This is a genomic window from Haemophilus parainfluenzae, assembly GCF_014931375.1.
Classification (GTDB): Bacteria; Pseudomonadota; Gammaproteobacteria; order Enterobacterales; family Pasteurellaceae; genus Haemophilus_D.
In genome coordinates this window covers 803,131-819,920 of sequence record NZ_CP063117.1, presented here as the reverse complement: position 1 = coordinate 819,920, position 16,790 = coordinate 803,131, and the positions used below count along the sequence as shown (strand labels likewise).

15 protein-coding genes are annotated in these 16,790 nt (G+C 38.5%); 4 read left to right on the top strand and 11 right to left on the bottom strand.

Annotated elements, in window-relative coordinates; translation table 11 throughout:
- Nucleotides 1-2: 2 nt before the first annotated feature.
- From INP95_RS03940 to INP95_RS03910, 7 genes are all read right to left on the bottom strand, one after another.
- Complete coding sequence (locus tag INP95_RS03940) at nucleotides 3-1,121, bottom strand: anhydro-N-acetylmuramic acid kinase (RefSeq protein WP_197560938.1); 1,119 nt, start codon at nucleotides 1,119-1,121, stop codon at nucleotides 3-5.
- 97 nt (nucleotides 1,122-1,218) lie between these two features.
- Nucleotides 1,219-1,917 carry a LutC/YkgG family protein gene (locus INP95_RS03935; RefSeq protein ID WP_049368675.1) on the bottom strand — a complete coding sequence of 233 codons (699 nt, stop codon included), beginning with the start codon at nucleotides 1,915-1,917 and terminating at the stop codon, nucleotides 1,219-1,221.
- Between the two features lie 5 nt (nucleotides 1,918-1,922).
- Nucleotides 1,923-3,335: a LutB/LldF family L-lactate oxidation iron-sulfur protein gene (locus tag INP95_RS03930; protein WP_005634829.1), complete on the bottom strand. Its 1,413-nt coding sequence runs from the start codon at nucleotides 3,333-3,335 to the stop codon at nucleotides 1,923-1,925.
- Nucleotide 3,336: 1 nt separating this feature from the next.
- Nucleotides 3,337-4,068, bottom strand: coding sequence for a (Fe-S)-binding protein (locus tag INP95_RS03925; RefSeq protein WP_005696932.1), 732 nt, complete (start codon nucleotides 4,066-4,068; stop codon nucleotides 3,337-3,339).
- Nucleotides 4,069-4,164: 96 nt separating this feature from the next.
- Entirely contained in the window at nucleotides 4,165-5,766 is a 1,602-nt protein-coding gene (locus tag INP95_RS03920; protein WP_049380159.1) for a lactate permease LctP family transporter, read from the bottom strand.
- Nucleotides 5,767-6,056: 290 nt separating this feature from the next.
- Nucleotides 6,057-6,896 carry a CAF17-like 4Fe-4S cluster assembly/insertion protein YgfZ gene (ygfZ, locus tag INP95_RS03915; RefSeq protein ID WP_197560937.1) on the bottom strand — a complete coding sequence of 280 codons (840 nt, stop codon included), beginning with the start codon at nucleotides 6,894-6,896 and terminating at the stop codon, nucleotides 6,057-6,059.
- Nucleotides 6,897-6,904: 8 nt separating this feature from the next.
- The gene (locus INP95_RS03910; protein ID WP_197560936.1) at nucleotides 6,905-7,768 is read right to left on the bottom strand and encodes a YicC/YloC family endoribonuclease; all 864 of its coding nucleotides are present in this window, start codon (nucleotides 7,766-7,768) and stop codon (nucleotides 6,905-6,907) included.
- Between the two features lie 176 nt (nucleotides 7,769-7,944).
- Here INP95_RS03910 and INP95_RS03905 point away from each other — a divergent pair, with 176 nt between their 5' ends.
- Nucleotides 7,945-9,159 carry an aromatic amino acid transporter gene (locus INP95_RS03905; protein WP_197560935.1) on the top strand — a complete coding sequence of 405 codons (1,215 nt, stop codon included), beginning with the start codon at nucleotides 7,945-7,947 and terminating at the stop codon, nucleotides 9,157-9,159.
- 84 nt (nucleotides 9,160-9,243) lie between these two features.
- Here the strand turns inward: INP95_RS03905 and INP95_RS03900 are convergent, their stop codons facing one another.
- From INP95_RS03900 to INP95_RS03885, 4 genes are all read right to left on the bottom strand, one after another.
- The gene (locus INP95_RS03900; protein WP_197560934.1) at nucleotides 9,244-10,668 is read right to left on the bottom strand and encodes a surface lipoprotein assembly modifier; all 1,425 of its coding nucleotides are present in this window, start codon (nucleotides 10,666-10,668) and stop codon (nucleotides 9,244-9,246) included.
- A gap of 213 nt (nucleotides 10,669-10,881) precedes the next feature.
- Nucleotides 10,882-12,828 (bottom strand): factor H binding protein domain-containing protein, encoded by a 1,947-nt coding sequence (locus INP95_RS03895; RefSeq protein WP_197560933.1) that lies wholly within the window; start codon nucleotides 12,826-12,828, stop codon nucleotides 10,882-10,884.
- Between the two features lie 176 nt (nucleotides 12,829-13,004).
- Nucleotides 13,005-13,640 carry a DUF421 domain-containing protein gene (locus INP95_RS03890; protein WP_197560932.1) on the bottom strand — a complete coding sequence of 212 codons (636 nt, stop codon included), beginning with the start codon at nucleotides 13,638-13,640 and terminating at the stop codon, nucleotides 13,005-13,007.
- Nucleotides 13,640-14,095, bottom strand: coding sequence for a DUF3290 family protein (locus INP95_RS03885; RefSeq protein ID WP_049365274.1), 456 nt, complete (start codon nucleotides 14,093-14,095; stop codon nucleotides 13,640-13,642). The genes INP95_RS03890 and INP95_RS03885 overlap by 1 nt, the downstream gene beginning before the upstream one ends.
- Before the next feature lie 147 nt (nucleotides 14,096-14,242).
- Between INP95_RS03885 and nudC the strand changes: the two genes are divergently transcribed.
- The 3 genes from nudC to INP95_RS03870 are packed head-to-tail and all read left to right on the top strand — an operon-like array spanning nucleotide 14,243 to nucleotide 16,714.
- Complete coding sequence (nudC, locus tag INP95_RS03880; RefSeq protein WP_049373544.1) at nucleotides 14,243-15,037, top strand: NAD(+) diphosphatase; 795 nt, start codon at nucleotides 14,243-14,245, stop codon at nucleotides 15,035-15,037.
- A gap of 10 nt (nucleotides 15,038-15,047) precedes the next feature.
- A complete protein-coding gene (hemE, locus tag INP95_RS03875) occupies nucleotides 15,048-16,112 on the top strand; it encodes a uroporphyrinogen decarboxylase (protein ID WP_049373543.1) in 1,065 nt (354 codons plus the stop codon).
- 11 nt (nucleotides 16,113-16,123) lie between these two features.
- The gene (locus INP95_RS03870) at nucleotides 16,124-16,714 is read left to right on the top strand and encodes a YjaG family protein (RefSeq protein ID WP_005696942.1); all 591 of its coding nucleotides are present in this window, start codon (nucleotides 16,124-16,126) and stop codon (nucleotides 16,712-16,714) included.
- Nucleotides 16,715-16,790: the final 76 nt, after the last annotated feature.

Below are 16,790 nucleotides of genomic sequence, written 5' to 3'. Positions count from 1 at the left end.
GTTTATTCCTTTGGAAAAATCGCCCCTAAACTGACCGCACTTGTGGCGCCCGTCACACTCGGCAAATTAGCCGGCAAATTATGCATACGACGATAAGCCAACCAAGCAAAAGCTGCCGCTTCCACATAATCGATATCAAGCTCTAATTCAGTCGTCAGTTGAATACGCCAAGTTGGCAACGCCTGTTTTAAGCCATTCATGATCGCCTGATTTTTAGCACCTCCGCCACAAACAAGTAATAGACATGGTAATGTCGTCTGAATATTATTAAGGGCTAAAACAATACTTTGCACGGTAAATTCAGCCAAAGTGGCTTGCACATCTTGTGGTAAAAGTGCGGTTGTTTTGGCTGCTATTTTTTGAATTTTATTCTCTAACCAAGTTAGATTAAATAATTCACGCCCCGTGCTTTTCGGTAGAGGGAGTTGAAAAAAATCCTCATCTAATAAAGCTTCTAACAAGGTTGAATTCACTTGACCTGAAGATGCCCATTCACCATTTTGGTCGTAGGCTTTGCCTTGATGTTTTTCGATCCATTGGTCAAGCAAGGTATTACCCGTTCCCGTATCAAAGCCAATGACTGGCTGTTCGGGTATCAATAACGATACATTGCTAATACCGCCAATATTCAGCACCACTGTTGCCCAATGAGGATCAAAAAAGACCGCTTGATGAAAAGCGGGTACCAAAGGCGCACCTTGTCCACCAAACGCCATATCTTTACGGCGCAAATCACCTACGACCGTAATGCCTGTTTTAGCGGCTAATAAATTCATATCACCGATTTGCATGGTAAACGGAAATTGACCTTTTGGGGAATGCCACACTGTTTGTCCATGACAGCCAATGGCTTCAATCTGTTCTGGCTTTAACTGGTGTTTACGTAAAAAGGCATTTACGCAATCGGCATAAAGCAAGCCAAATTGATGATCAAGCTCCCCTAGAGCCTGTAAAGTGGTTTCGCCAGATTGAATAAGTGCGGTCACTTTTTCACGTAAATTTGCTGGCATCGGCGTGAAATCGGCCGCAATTAATTTGGTTTGATTCGAATGGATGTCAGTAAGAGCAATATCGACACCATCAAGACTGGTGCCCGACATAATGCCAAGATAATAAGTCATAATATTCAATTCGTGAGTTTTTCAGAATTATAGCGGATTTTAAAAAAATAAAAAAAGAGAGAACATTGTAGTTCTCTCTTTTCATCATGGATGATTCTTATAAGTCGTCAATGACTAAATAGATTTTTGCTACTGGGCCATGTACGCCAATCACTTTAATCAATTCAATATCTGCCGTTGAACTTGGACCTGAGATAATATTGATACAAGATGGCATACGCTCGCCTTGTTGTGCTTTATCGTGTAATACTTTCGCCACTTGTGCAACACGTGGAAGTACTTGGCTTTTACGTACAACAACAATCGATTTTTCAGGTAATAAACTCACTGAACGTCCACGATCTGCACTAGAGAATAAGACGATTCCGCCAGTTTCCGCCAAACCATATTCTGCATAAACCACACCAAGATTAGCTTTTTCAGAAAAACTAATATTATCTTGTGCCGTTTCTGGTGACCATGTATGGCAAGTATATTTCGCTTCAAGCGCCGCTGGAATACCAAGTGCGGTCAATCTTTCATCGGAATTAAGCACAACATCACCGCCGCCATATTTTTCACAGAGAGCAAGTAAGGTTTGTACTGCATCAGACTCTCTACACACATTTACATCCACCATCATGGTTTTAGCAGAATTGGTAAATTCATTCGCTAAATCAACCGCACTTAAATGAGTTAAACGCTCAGTTGGGTATGTATTGACTGGTACATCCATCGGTTCAGGTATGATAGCACGGGCTTTACCCATTTTCGCCGCTAATTTATTAAGAAAATTTTCGCGATTTTGTAAATCCATGCTTATTACCCTCTCTCTCTATTATTAAACCATTGACGGAAACTTTCGCCATCTGCTTGTGGTAAATCTCGTGCTTTTGTCCATTCACCCAATGCACCAAATGTAATTGGTGCTTTCCCATTTTTGATCAGCTTACCCGCTAATTTTGCACCGATATTCACACCTGTTTTCCATAGTGTTGGGTTGGCATTGGCTGTGGTGAAACCAAAAATAGATAAACGTTCCATCGCGGGAGTTTTACCTAACTCTACCATTTTCTCACGGTGTTTTAAGATTAACTGCGCTAATGGAATACGCACTGGGCAGACAGAGTTACACGCATTACATAAAGAACAAGCATACGGCAATTCTTTAAACTCATCGTAGCCACCCAATAATGGAGAAATCACTGCACCAATTGGCCCCGGGTAAATAGAACCATATCCATGACCACCGATTTGACGATATGCCGGACAAGTATTCAAACAAGCACCGCAACGGATACAACGTAAAACTTCTTGGAATTCAGACGCTAAAATATCTGAACGGCCATTATCCACAATAACCAAATGGAATTCTTCAGGACCGTCGGTTTCACCAGCAAGACGAGGACCGGTTAACCAAGTGTTATAACCAGTTAATTTCGCCCCTACCGCACTACGAGCAAGCATCGTAATTAACACATCCACCTCTTGGAAAGTTGGCGCTAAACGCTCCATTCCCATCACGGCAATATGTGTTTTTGGTAAGGTCGTCGCTAAACGTAAGTTACCTTCGTTTGTCACTAAACAAACTGAGCCGGTTTCCGCTACAGCAAAGTTACAACCACTGATACCGATATCAGCCTCTAAAAAATCTTGACGAATTTTTTCACGTACGAAACGCGTCATATCTTCAGGCGTTTCCTCACCTTCATAGCCGAGTTTTTCAGATAAATCTTTGCGGATTTGGTGACGATCTTTGTGAATTGCAGGCACAACGATATGGGATGGTTTATCACCTGAAATTTGTAATAGATATTCACCCAAATCGGTTTCGATCACTTGCATGCCCTCTTTTTCAAGCACTTCGTTTAAACCGATTTCTTCTGTCACCATGGATTTGGATTTTACGATTTTCTTCGCATTTTTCTCTAATGCTACTTTGCGAATATAAGCACTCGCTTCTTCGGCCGTTTCAGCAAAATACACTTTACCGCCATTTTCCATCACTTTTTCGCTTAATTGATACAAATAAGCATCTAAATTAGCTAAAACATGGTTACGAATCTGTTTAGATAAATCACGCCATTCTTCCCAATGACCTAATTCGTCCACCATTTTTTGACGGTTAGCCCCAATAGTTTCTTGAGCTTTCACCACCGCTTTACGCATGATGGTGTTATGCACTTCATGATCGACACGCGCTTTAAAAGGAAGATTACTGGTTTTCAATGACATCTTATTTCTCCCCTTGCATTAATACTTCCGCAATGTGCATCACTTTGATCTTGCTGCCTTCGCGTTGTAAACGACCACCAATATTTAATAAACAACTTACATCTGCACCGATTAAATATTGCGGTTCAACCTCTTCAATATGCTCAACTTTTTCTTTCACCATTTCGCCAGAAATCTCTGCCATTTTCACAGAGAAAGTTCCACCAAAGCCACAGCAAGTTTGTTGATTATGAATAGGAAGAAGATCTAACCCTTTTACACCTTTCAAGAGAGCGATTGGTTCATCAACAATGCCTAATTTACGAGTAAGACTACAAGAAGGATGATAAACCGCTTTACCAGGCAAATAGGCGCCAACATCTGTTACACCTAATTTATTGACGATGAAATCCGTTAAATCACAGAAACGTGCGACGACCTTTTTCGCTCGCTCAGCCCAACCTAACTCACCAGCTTTAGTGAAATAGTCAGGATAGTTTTTGATAGCATAAACACAGGAACCTGCAGGGGCAACAATGGGATAATCGTTCACTTCAAAGGTTTCGACTAAGTTTTTCATGCCAGGGATGGCTTGTTTGGTGTAACCGCTGTTTAATGCTGGTTGCCCACAACAGCCTTGTTTTTCAAGGAAGATAACATTACAACCGAGTTTTTCCAGTAGTAATACAGTGTTTTTTGCCACACCGCTCTTTACTACGTCGGCAATACAAGTAACGTAGAAATTTACGTTCATAAATAATTACTCCAACAATAATAGAAAATAAAAAGTAAAATATTCGATAAAAGTTAAGCAACCGCCCACAAAGTGCGGTTGCTTTTTGCCTCTATTTTAGAGCGCATAGAATAGCGGAATTAAGAAACTTGCGCAAAGGGCTGCAATGATACCGTAAACGACCATTGGTACAATCGTAGTCTTAATGATTGTTCCTTCTTTGTTTTGAATATTCAACACGGAAGAAACTGCTACGATATTATTAATACATACCATATTACCCATCGCACCACCGACTGATTGTAACGCCAGAATTAAAGTCACAGATAAACCTGTAGTTTCTGCTGTCGATAATTGTACGCTACCGAATGTTAAGTTAGATACGGTATTTGAACCTGAGAAAAATGCGCCTACAGCACCTAAGAAGGATGAGAAGATTGTCCAGTCACTACCGGTAACTTCTGCAAAGGTACGACCTATGATTTTTACCATAGAATGCTCGCCACCCACTAACATCAAGTTTACCATCACTAAGGCTCCCATTAAGGCAATAAATGGATTTTTTACTTGGCTTAAGCTTGTACTAAAAATGCCTTTTGTTCTGCTGAAGTTCACTCCGAAAAGTGGTAATGAAATTAATACGGTAATTACAAATGGAATTAACGCAGGTACATAAAGAAGTTTATAGCTTTCACTCACTTCTGAACCGAAGATATTTTTCAAACTAAAAATTAAACCTTTGCTGACTTCAAATGTGCCTAATGAACCTAACGCTGTGGAGAACCACACATCTTTGTTATTCATTAAGCCTTTTAAGCCTAATTCTGGAATACGTGTAACGATTAAGAATAAAATTAATAAACCGGTTGGTAGTAATGCTTTAGCAACTTGGCCTGCGCTAACAGCATTATTATCTAACTTGTTTTCAACTTTCGCTAAACCAATACCTTTATTCGCTACAAATACAGAAATAAAGAGACCAATTGCGCCACCAACTAATGATGGGAACTCATAGTTAAATTGTGCAATTAAGAAGTAAGGAATCACGCAAGAGAATACGCTGATATAAATGAAAACAATATTTTGACGGATTTCTTTCCAGGTCACCATGATGCGTAATGCCATCAATGGAATCACTAATGCCGCAATGGAGTGGACAAACGCTGTCATCGAACCAATTTCAAGAATCGATTTTGAATCTAATTTTAACGGACCAAAACCGAACCAAGTTGGTGTACCTACAGCTCCAAAAGAAACCGGAACCGAATTCATCACTAAAGCTAACATGGCGACTTTTAATGGATTAAAACCTAACCCCATTAAAATTGGAGCTGCAATCGCTGCTGGTGTACCAAAGCCGCTTGCCCCCTCAATCATAAAAGCAAATGCCCAACCGATAATCATTAATTGTGCAACTGGGTTTGGATTAATATTGCCTAACCATTTACGCATCGTATCAGTTGCGCCAGATACTTCTGAAAATTTGTTAAAGAGAATTGCACCAAAAATAACAGTAATTGGTGTTTGAACAGCCACGATTGCTGCAGTCACATTCGCACTAATTGTCACTATATCGGTATTAAAATGAAGAAGATGAACCCCCATTACTAGAGTTGCAATCCAAGGTAATGCAACATAAGAAGGTAATGCATTACGCTTTACCATTAAATAGATCAACAGGATGATCGGAAAAACACTAAGAATAAAAGATAGGGTCATACTTACTCCTCTTACATAACTAAAAATTGCGCGTATTCTATGGGTTTTAAAGAAAAAACCTATACCCTATTAAGTGAAATTTATTGAAAATGTGACAAAGATCTCATAATTTTTTAACATTTCCCTTTTATCCTTGTAACATTTTTTTAACTATTCAAAAAATCTGACAAAAATACAGAAATTGTGCTAGAAAATAAATTTTCATTACAAAAGGCATAATAAAAAAATCCTTGCAAAGATTGACTTCGCCAAGGATTTTTAAGTTTAAAATAGATTAAGAGACAATATCTTTAGTTGTTTATGGAATAAGGAAGAGATTTAATTTTCAGAACTGTTCCATCTTCAGGTAAACGGAAATGCGTCCCTTCTTCTAAATCGTTGTTCATCACCACTTGTAACCATAAAACGCCGTCAAAATTGACCGCACTTACGATAGTGCCAGTTTTACGCCAAGCTGTTTCTAACTGCATTTCAATTTCGCTGCCGATTTTCGGTGTAACCGTGGTTTCCCCCGAAAGCACATACATCGCACGTTTATTGGCGCCACGATATTTGGCTCGCGCAACAGTTTCTTGCCCGATATAACAGCCTTTAGTAAAAGAAATCGCTTGTTCAATCGCTTGTAGATTTAATGCCTGCGGGATAAATTCATTTTGCGTTTCCGCGCTCAAGCTTGGTAAGCCCGCTTGAATATCCGCACAAAGCCATTGTTTTTCATCGCCATTAAAAGTGACATCTAACGGTGTTGGATTGATCAAAATTGCACGGTTTTCATCAATATCTAATTCAATCTGCGCATGAATTCGACCGCACTTTTCACCAATCAAGCCGACAATTTGCCAATCCAATACTTGGAAAGTGACTTTTGAAAACACCGCGTATTTTTTTAAATGATCGAGTGGAGCCAATAAAGTTTTCGGCATTAAAATCAAAAACTGCTCTACTGAAAGCTTAATTAAGCGGAATAACGAATTCATTTTGCCTTTAGGATCGCAATGTGCTGTAAGCGTTGAAGCGCCAGCTGCTAAATTCACCACATCACAAGTTAATTGGCCTTGCAGATATTTCTCTGCATCCACGCCCGCCACTTCCACCAAATCATAGTGGTTTAATGAAATAAATGTTGCCATGATTTTTCCTATTCAAGGTTTTGAATTTGCTCACGCATTTGTTCGATTAATACTTTTAATTCCACAGCAGAAGCGGTGATCTCTGCATTAATGGATTTTGATGCCAACGTGTTAGATTCACGATTCAGCTCTTGCATCATAAAATCCAATTTACGGCCCACTGCCCCGCCTTTTTTCAAGATATTATTGGTTTCTTTCACGTGCATTTGCAAACGATCTAATTCTTCCGCCACATCCACACGTTGCGCCAATAAAATCATTTCTTGTTCGACACGTTGTGGATCAAGTTGAATTTTCGCTTCTTCAAAACGTTGCAATAAACGCTCACGCTGCCATTGTAAAACCGCCGGCATTTGTGACCGCACTTTTTCGGCTTCTACCGTAATGCCATCTAAACGTTGTTGAATAATAGCTTGTAATTTTTCGCCTTCACGTCCACGCATTGCAATAAATTCCACCAACAACTCATCAAAAGCTGTCAACAAATCTTGACTGATCGCATCTAAATCTTGCTCAGCCGCTTCCACCACGCCAGGATAACGCAATACATCCGTTAAATTGATTTCGCCCTCGCCAGCTTGCGACTTAATCCATTGTAAAGATTGAATAACTTGATTCGCTAATTCTTTATTTAAATTGATCTCAGCCGCTGCTTGTTTTTTGCTATCAATACGCAATGAGCATTCAATTTTACCGCGAGTGAGATTTTGACGAAGTTTCTCACGCAAAGCATTTTCCAAGCCACGGAATTGCTCTGGCAAGCGGAAAAAGTTTTCCAAATAACGTTGGTTAACCGAACGAATTTCCCAAACTGCATCGCCCCAATCTTTCTTGATTTCAAGGCGTGCAAAGGCTGTCATACTATAAATCATAAGCGCTCTCCTACTATTGTCTCTTGTCTTAATTGATTTGCCGGCTATTTTATCGGGAAAGTGCGGTCATTTCTACCGTACATTTTGTAGAAGAATTTTGTTTTCCCTACTTTACACACTGTAAAGATTAAAATACAATCAACGTAAATTTATTATTACAACCTAAGGAAGATAAAATGAACAAGACCGTGGGAAGTACCTTACTTGTTGCAGGAACCATGATTGGGGCGGGGATGTTGGCAATGCCACTGACCTCTGCAGGAATTGGCTTAACTGCAACTGTTTTCTTATTAATTGGCTTGTGGGCAGTGCTTACTTTCACCGCACTTTTATTCGTGGAACTGTATCAAACCGCTGACAGCGATGCGGGGATCGGCACACTTGCTGCTCAATATTTTGGTAAAGCAGGGCGAATTATTTCCACCGCGGTTTTAATTGTCTTCTTATATGCCTTAATTGCTGCTTACGTAAGTGGTGGTGGTTCCTTATTAATGGATTTACTCCCAGCCATGGGCGATAAAGACACCATGAACAAAATCGCGGTGCTTGTATTCACCATTTTCTTCGGTAGTTTTATTGTCATCGGCACACACAGTGTAGATAAAATCAATCGCGTGTTATTCTTTGTGATGATTGCTGCTTTTATCTTAGTACTCGCGTTAATGCTACCGAACATCAAATTTGATAACTTAATGGCGATGCCAATTGATAACGCTTTAATTATTTCTGCAAGCCCTGTATTTTTCACGGCATTTGGTTTCCATGGTTCCATTCCAAGTTTAAATAAATACTTAGACGGTAATGTAAAATCCTTACGCATTGCGATTTTAGTGGGTTCTGGCATCACGTTATTTGCTTACTTTTTATGGCAGCTTTCTACGCACGGCTTACTCAGCCAAAATGAGTTTTTACAAATTTTACGTGAAGACGCTACATTAAATGGCTTAGTGAAAGCAACCTTAGAAATCACCCAAAGCCCAATTATTGCTAATGCAGTAAAAATCTTCTCGACTTTAGCGTTAGTAACCTCATTCTTAGGTGTGGCATTAGGCTTATTAGAATGTATTGAAGACTTACTCAAACAATCTTTTGATATTCATGCAGGGCGTATTTCATTAGGTCTAATGACCTTTATTCCCCCAGTGCTTTTCTCCCTTTTCTATCCGGAAGGTTTTATTCTCGCTCTGGGTTATGCCGGTCAAATGTTCGCGTTCTACGCTGTAGTTTTACCGGTAGCATTAGTTTGGAAAGCACGCAAAATTCATCCAAACTTGCCATACCGAGTATGGGGCGGTAAAGCATTGTTAGTGCTCGTCTTAGTGCTTGGGGTAATTATTACTTCGATTCCTTTTGCCATCCGAGCGGGTTACTTACCTTTTGTCGTGGGTTAAAATGAAACAAAAAAAGACCGCACTTCAATAAAAAAGTCTTGCTCACAGCAAATGAGCAAGACTTTTTATTTATTTTGATCAAATTTAAAATTGCTTTTCCACCGAAACAAACCACTCACTACTTTTACGTGAATAGAATTCAGGAATATTACTATCAATTTTACGATAACGATAATTCAGTTTAGGTATAAAACCATTCCACTGCAATTTGTTATGCCAAAGCGTTGCATTCAAACTATATTCCTTATCTTGTCGTTTTTTCTCGGGAAAATAAAAGTTTTCTGCTCGGAAATCACGTTTTATATAACGTAAACTCACACGATTCACAAAATCTTTGAGCTCCCATACTGTACCGATATTTACGCCACGGCGAAGTGAAGACTCAGCTTTATCTTTACTACGGTCAATGCTTCCTTCAACGCCACCAAACAATAGCCAATTCGGTTTGACTTGATAGCTTAAAGAGAGTGTGACGCCATTAATGTAACCATTATGTCGGCGAGCAACTGATGGATCAACATAACGTTTTTGCGTATGAGAAATCGAAGTTGAAATTGCCCAATAAGTGCTTAATTCTCGCCGAAAATCTGCAACCATCCCATAATTTTTACTATAACGTGGAGAACCTAGCCAATTCTGTTCAAAAAATGGCATAAATCCAAAAGCTTGTAAAGCTGAACGATGTCGATATCCAAGAGAAGCATAAAGTGATTTTTCGCTATAATCTTGATTATCCCAATAATGTACTCCACTGAAACGGCTATTAAACGCAATAAAATGATTACCATCCAGGTTCAATTCACGATTCAGCCCCAAACCATAACGAAAACCATGCGCCTTTTGTGGTAAGGATTCTTCATCTTTTTTAAAACGTAAACCACCTAAAATAATATCTTGTTGAGAGGACGCATTGTTCACATTATCTGTTTGCGTATATTGCAATTCAACATCTGGCTGCCAACTTTGGCGTTCTGTTATTGCTTGCAAATAACGATCTGCTAATTGTTGCATTTGAGGGAAAAGCATTGGTTTCGCTTGTTTTAGCTCCATCTCGGCTTGTCGATATTGCTTGTTCTCAAATAACATCACACCTAAATCAAAGCGAGGATAAGATAACTCAGGTTTATCTACTAAAATTTGTTGATAAAGAGCAATAGCCTCTGCATACTCCTGTTCAGCTCTCAGCATCGCTCCCTTTGCGTAGCGATAAAGCGTAACATCATAATTAGCTTGCTGTTGATACAACGGTAAAACTTGTTTTAGCAAAGCCCATTGTTGTTTTACAACGCCATAATTAATCAATTTCTCCAGTTTGTTCTTTGCGTGATCTTGCTCTGACAGTGTAATTGAAGGTGCTGTTAGATTTTCAGTTTTAGATTGAGTTTTAATTTGCAACTCGGACTGTTTTGGTAAGATGTTATTTTCAAAAAAAACGGGTTGTGGTGCGTGAAAGGTTTCCGCTTGACCAACAAGTGGCAGAAAAATAAGGAAATTTATAATTTTTTTCATGTGATAGATCTCTAAATAGAGGTGTAAAACCGCGAATACCAAAACTTTAAAGATTATTATGATTGCCATATTTTTATATGGCTTCTCATGTTAATCTATCAAATCATCATAATGAAGTTATTAGCCTCATCGGCATAAGTATACATTCTGAAATTTTTTAATAACAAATGCCGTTTAAACCAATTTAAACGGCATTTTTACTAAATATTTAGATTATTTTTGAATTTCGCCGCGAGTGCCACCGAAACCTATATCAACTCCGAATCCCCCATTAGGATCATTTCGATAGGTATTAGGTAGTTCTTGTAAAAGATTTTCTGAATATCCACTATAGCCTCCAGAGGTAGGAAGCACATCAGATAGTTTTTTAGCATTGCTATCTGATTGGACTTGAACTATCCCCGCTACACCAGCAATTTCCTCGGCATTTGGACCATAAAAAAACAATTGATATTGCCCTTTCACATTTTGTCCCTGCCATTCTTTTGCTGTTATACTAGAATTTATACCTAATCCCCAGCCCTCATAATTAAATGGACGAACAATATTTCCCTTATCAAGATGTAAAGTTCCTAAATCTTTTAGTTCAGTAATATTCCCTTCCCCTTCTCTTCTTGCAAAATCAACATTGTAAGTTAGGTTACCCTGACGCTCGATAGTAAATGCTTTCCCCTGATATATTGCACTCCCTTCTGTTGGTAGTATTTTAGTTTCAAATCCCCCAAATCTTCCGCTTATAGGTTGTATACTTAAACTATAATCTACCCCAGATGATTCTGGGTTCTGAGAGTTATCATAGCTTTCATATTTTGCAGCAACAATTGAGTATCTTTGATTATAAATATCTTTATATGTTCTTTCTTTACCAATTTCTTTTGCCTGTTGATTATATATTGATTGAGTTTTATCATCATATTTTGGTGTAAACCCTTGTGGTATATTATCTCCAACTTTAAGCTTAATTTCATTAGCTTGTTCAACTGCACTATCCATGATAAATTTTTCCAGATGTTCTAATATAGTTGAACTTTCCTTATCTACATTTTCATTAGCAAATCTATTAGCATCAATATCTGTTAAACCATGCTCCTTAGCTAACTTAGTCAATTCCTTAATAACGCTTTTTCTATTTTCAATTTGAGCCAAATTCTTTTGCACTTGTTCTCGATCATTATTAAGATTGTCATAAGCAAAATTACGAGCTTCCCACTCCTCCAATCCTTTTTCTTTAGCAAGGTTAATTAATTCATTAATTTTATTTTCTCTTTCCGCTTTTTCAGTAAGATATTTATTTAAGTCCTCTAACGCTCCCGCTTTATCTGAATGATGTCTGCCATAAGCAAAATTACGAGCTTCCCACTCCTCTAAACCTTTTGCTTTAGCTAGTTCAAATACTTCTTTGTTAAGTGCTTCACGTTTTTGGGCAATTTCTTCTTTTTTACTATCCAGAAGTTTAGTTGATTCCTCTAATGTTTTATTTTTATTCTCTTTAGCAAATTGACGCACATCAGCTTCAGGCAAACCATATCTTCTTGCTAAATTTTTAATGGCAATGATTTTATGGACATCAAGTAATTGATCGATAACATAGGATTTTGGTTTATTTTGGAAATCATCTGCAAACTCTTCTGAATCCTGAGTATGCAATCCATTATGTAAAGCAAAATCTAACACCTCTTTACGGCTCATAAGCTTATTGGCTTCAGTAAGTTTATTACTTAGCTCTTTTTCAGCTAATAATTTTTCCTGTTGAGCCTTAGATAAATCTTGTTCGGCTTGACGCAATTGTTTCTGTAGCGAATCTCTTTCTTTTTGGCTTACCGCTGATTGAAATTCCGCTTGTTTTAAGGCTGCTTGTGCCTTATTCAGATTATCTTGTGCTGAAGCAAGATTAGCTTTTGCAGAAGACAGATCTTTTTTATGACTTTGTTCCGCTAATTTTAATTTTTCTTCAATTTGCTTTTGATTTGATTGTGCTTGGGCTAATTGAGTTTTTAACGCTTGAACTTCGTTTTTCTGTTTCTCTACTTGAGCTTGTGTTGCTTGATCATTTTTAACTTCATTATTTGATGTCGGTTGGCTAGAGCCACCGCCACTACTTCCACAACCAGTTAAAAAAGCTAATAGCGCTGTAGCGAGCATTGTTTTTTGAATGTTCATAAGATAGGTTCCTTAGGAAATAAAAGTAATAATAAAAATCCAAAGCTATTATAATTTTAAGTATTAAAATCTACAATTAAAAAAAAATTAAAGTTAATTACTAAATCGCACAAAATAATAATTTGTAGGTTTAAATATTTAATAAAAAAGACCGCACTTTTAAGGTGCGGTCTCTTTTATTTGTTTTCATATACATGTGCCACTAACTGACCATTCAAGTATTCGCCAATATACACTTGCTCAATCGTCATGTTCTGTTTTTCTAACTCAGCTTTAACCCATTCTTCATCACGATCAATAATGTCTAAAACATCATCATCTAATTGTCCATCAACAATTAATGGATAACGTAAGTTATCATCGCCGTATTGAATAATCGAGAGTTGCCCATTTTGTTCGAATACCGCACGTTTAACCGTTTTGATTTCATAAATACCGGCAGCACGTAACTTAAACATGAGGTCATTAGCAGTAATACTGTGTTTCATACATTCAGCGGTTTTAACCTTACCGTTTGAAATCACCCAAACAGGTTTACCATCAATCAAAGATTTAACTAATTTGTTATGATTTTTGATAAAACGGAGGGTAAAAACCAATAATGTCCAAAGCACGAGCACGAGAGAGAACTGGAATACCCCAATACTATCGCTATAAATCACACCACCAATAATGCCACCTAGCACATAGTTTTGTACCTGATCCATCGCGGAAGTCGGTGCAAGGTTACCTTTTCCCATTAAGTTAATTTGGAGTACCAGTCCAATAATACCCATGGCCAATTTCAAGCCTAATAATGTGTAGCCATCCATTATTTATCCTCCTTATCAATCACAGTAACATTAGGGTTTACTAAGTTAATTGGGGATAAGGTATACGCTGAAAAATCATTATTAAAATGGACTTCGAAATACTGATCCCGAATATTTAAAATCATGCCGTTCATTAATGTACGGCTATTGGTACGAATATCTTCTTTCTGTAAATTTTGACTATCTTTCACCGAATTTAAAAATGTCACCACGCTAGAGATATCAGCTGCATAGACTTCATTTTGCTCATATTGCTTATATTGCACACCGAGCAAGAAAATAATTAATAAAAGAAAGATAATACTGAGATCGCGATATTTGGTTTGTAACCGATGACGTAAATATAAGCTTGTCACCACAAGCAATGCACCTAACGAGACAAAAATGGCGATATATTTAAAATAACCTTCAAAAGACATCGCATTTTCTAAAAAAGCAAAAGAGAAAAAAGACATTTGTCATTCCTAATTTTAAAGAGAAAAACAGGTTGCTACTGTAGCACAACGAAAACTGACTAGCTATTTTTATCACAGAAATTAAATTCGTTTTTCCGAAAAATCCCTTTTATAATGACCGCACTTTTGAAACAAAAAGAGAAAAATATGAAAGCAATTCAGCCTGAAGATCAGGGATATTGGCTGTTCACCAAAGGATCGACACTTTATTGGCAGGAAAATGATCTGCCTTTTGGAACAGCAAAGGAACTCGGCCTCACGACGCAAAAAGCGATGTTGCTCGGGAAATGGAAATCACAACCTTTATGGCTTGTGGCAGAAAATGATCAAGATGAACGAGAATACCTTTCCTTACGGAGTTTGTTGTCATTACCGACTGAAGATTTTCATTTATTAAGCCGAGGTGTGGAAATCAATCATTTTTTGAAAACTCACCAATTCTGCGGAAAATGCGGTCAAAAAGCGGAACAAACTCACGATGAGCTTGCGGTTCAATGCACAAGTTGCGGTTATCGTATTTATCCGGTTATTTGCCCTTCGATTATTGTCGCTGTTCGTCGTGGTACAGAGATTTTATTAGCCAACCATAAACGCCATTACACGCCTGGCAAAGCAGGTATTTACACCACGCTAGCCGGTTTTGTGGAAGTGGGTGAAACCTTTGAAGATGCCGTTCGTCGCGAAGTCTTTGAAGAAACTGGCATTCGCATTAAAAATATTCGCTATTTCGGTAGTCAACCTTGGGCATTCCCGAATTCACAAATGGTGGGCTTTTTAGCCGATTACGACAGTGGAGAAATTCAACTGCAAGAAACAGAACTGCATGATGCACAATGGTTTTCTAGCGCTGCCCCCTTGCCAGAATTACCGCCAACAGGTACTATCGCACTCAAATTAATTAATGCTACGCTTGAGCTTTGCAAAGCGGAACAAAATAAATAAAGGAAAGCCCATGTCTGAATTAAAAAATGATCGTTATTTAAAAGCCTTATTACGTGAACCAGTGGATATGACACCCGTATGGATGATGCGCCAAGCGGGACGCTATTTGCCTGAATATAAAGCAACACGCGCAGAAGCGGGCGATTTTATGTCTCTTTGCCGCAATGCGGATTTAGCTTGTGAAGTCACCTTACAGCCACTTCGTCGCTATGCTTTAGATGCGGCTATTTTATTTTCAGATATTCTGACTATTCCTGATGCGATGGGCTTAGGATTAAGTTTTGGTGCAGGTGAAGGCCCGAAATTTGCTCATCCAATTGAAAACAAAAGTGCGGTCGAAAATTTACCGATTCCTGACCCTGAAGGCGAACTTCAATATGTGATGAATGCTGTTCGCACAATTCGTCGCGAACTAAAAGGCGAAGTGCCACTGATTGGTTTCTCTGGTAGCCCGTGGACACTGGCGACTTATATGGTTGAAGGTGGTAGCAGCAAGACCTTCAATAAAATCAAAAAAATGATGTATGCCGAACCGCAAACTTTGCATCTTTTATTAGATAAAGTAGCGGATTCCGTGATTTTATACTTAAACGCGCAAATCAAAGCAGGTGCACAAGCGGTCATGGTATTTGATACTTGGGGCGGTGTGTTAGGTCATCGTGAATATTTAGACTTCTCTCTGCAATATATGCACAAAATCGTCGATGGTTTAATTCGTGAACACGATGGCCGTAAAGTACCGGTGACTTTATTTACTAAAGGCGGCGGGTTATGGTTAGAAGCCATGGCAAATACAGGATGTGATGCGCTCGGATTAGACTGGACCGTTAATTTGGCTGATGCGAAAGCACAAGTAGGCCATAAAGTGGCACTACAAGGCAATATGGATCCAAGCGTGTTATATGCCCCGGCAGAACGTATTGAGCAAGAAGTGCGGTCAATTTTAGCTGATTTTGGCCAAGGTAGCGGACACGTGTTTAATTTAGGTCATGGTATTCACCAAGATGTGCCGGAAAGTGCGCCAAAAATCTTCGTGGATGCGATTCATGAGTTCTCTAAAGCCTATCATAAATAAGCGAGAAAAAAATGCGAAATCCGATTCACAAGCGTCTCGAAAATCTCGAAAGCTGGCAACATCTGACCTTTATGGCTTGCTTATGCGAGCGTATGGCACCTAACTTTGCCCTATTCTGCCAAATGACGGAACAAAAGCCTGCAGACAAAACCTATCACAACATTTTAAACTTAGTGTGGGAATTTCTAACGGTTAAAGAGGCAAAGATTAATTTCGAGAACCAATTAGAGAAACTTGAAGAAATTATTCCTGATGTGAATGATTATGACTTCTTTGGTGTGGTACCTGCTCTCGATGCTTGTGAAGCGCTAGGTGAATTGTTGCATGCGATTATCGCGGGCGAGACACTTGAAAAAGCAATTCAAATCAGCCAAATTTCATTAGGCACGGTTTGTTCTTTGTTAGAAACACAAGAAGATCGAGATCTTTCTGAAACTGAACTGAAAAGCCGTGAAGAAATTGAAGAAGAACTTGACCTTCAATGGCAAATCTATCGCTTACTTAAAGACTGTGAAAAACGCGATGTAGACTTGATTTTATCCCTCCGAAACGAGATAAAGCAGGAGGGAATCTCCAATATTGGTATAAAAATTGAGCAATAACGTGAGATTTGTCACAATTTTTGCAAATCGGGCTTTTATTTCCCCCCAAGTTCGATTAGACTTGCCCAAGCCGTAG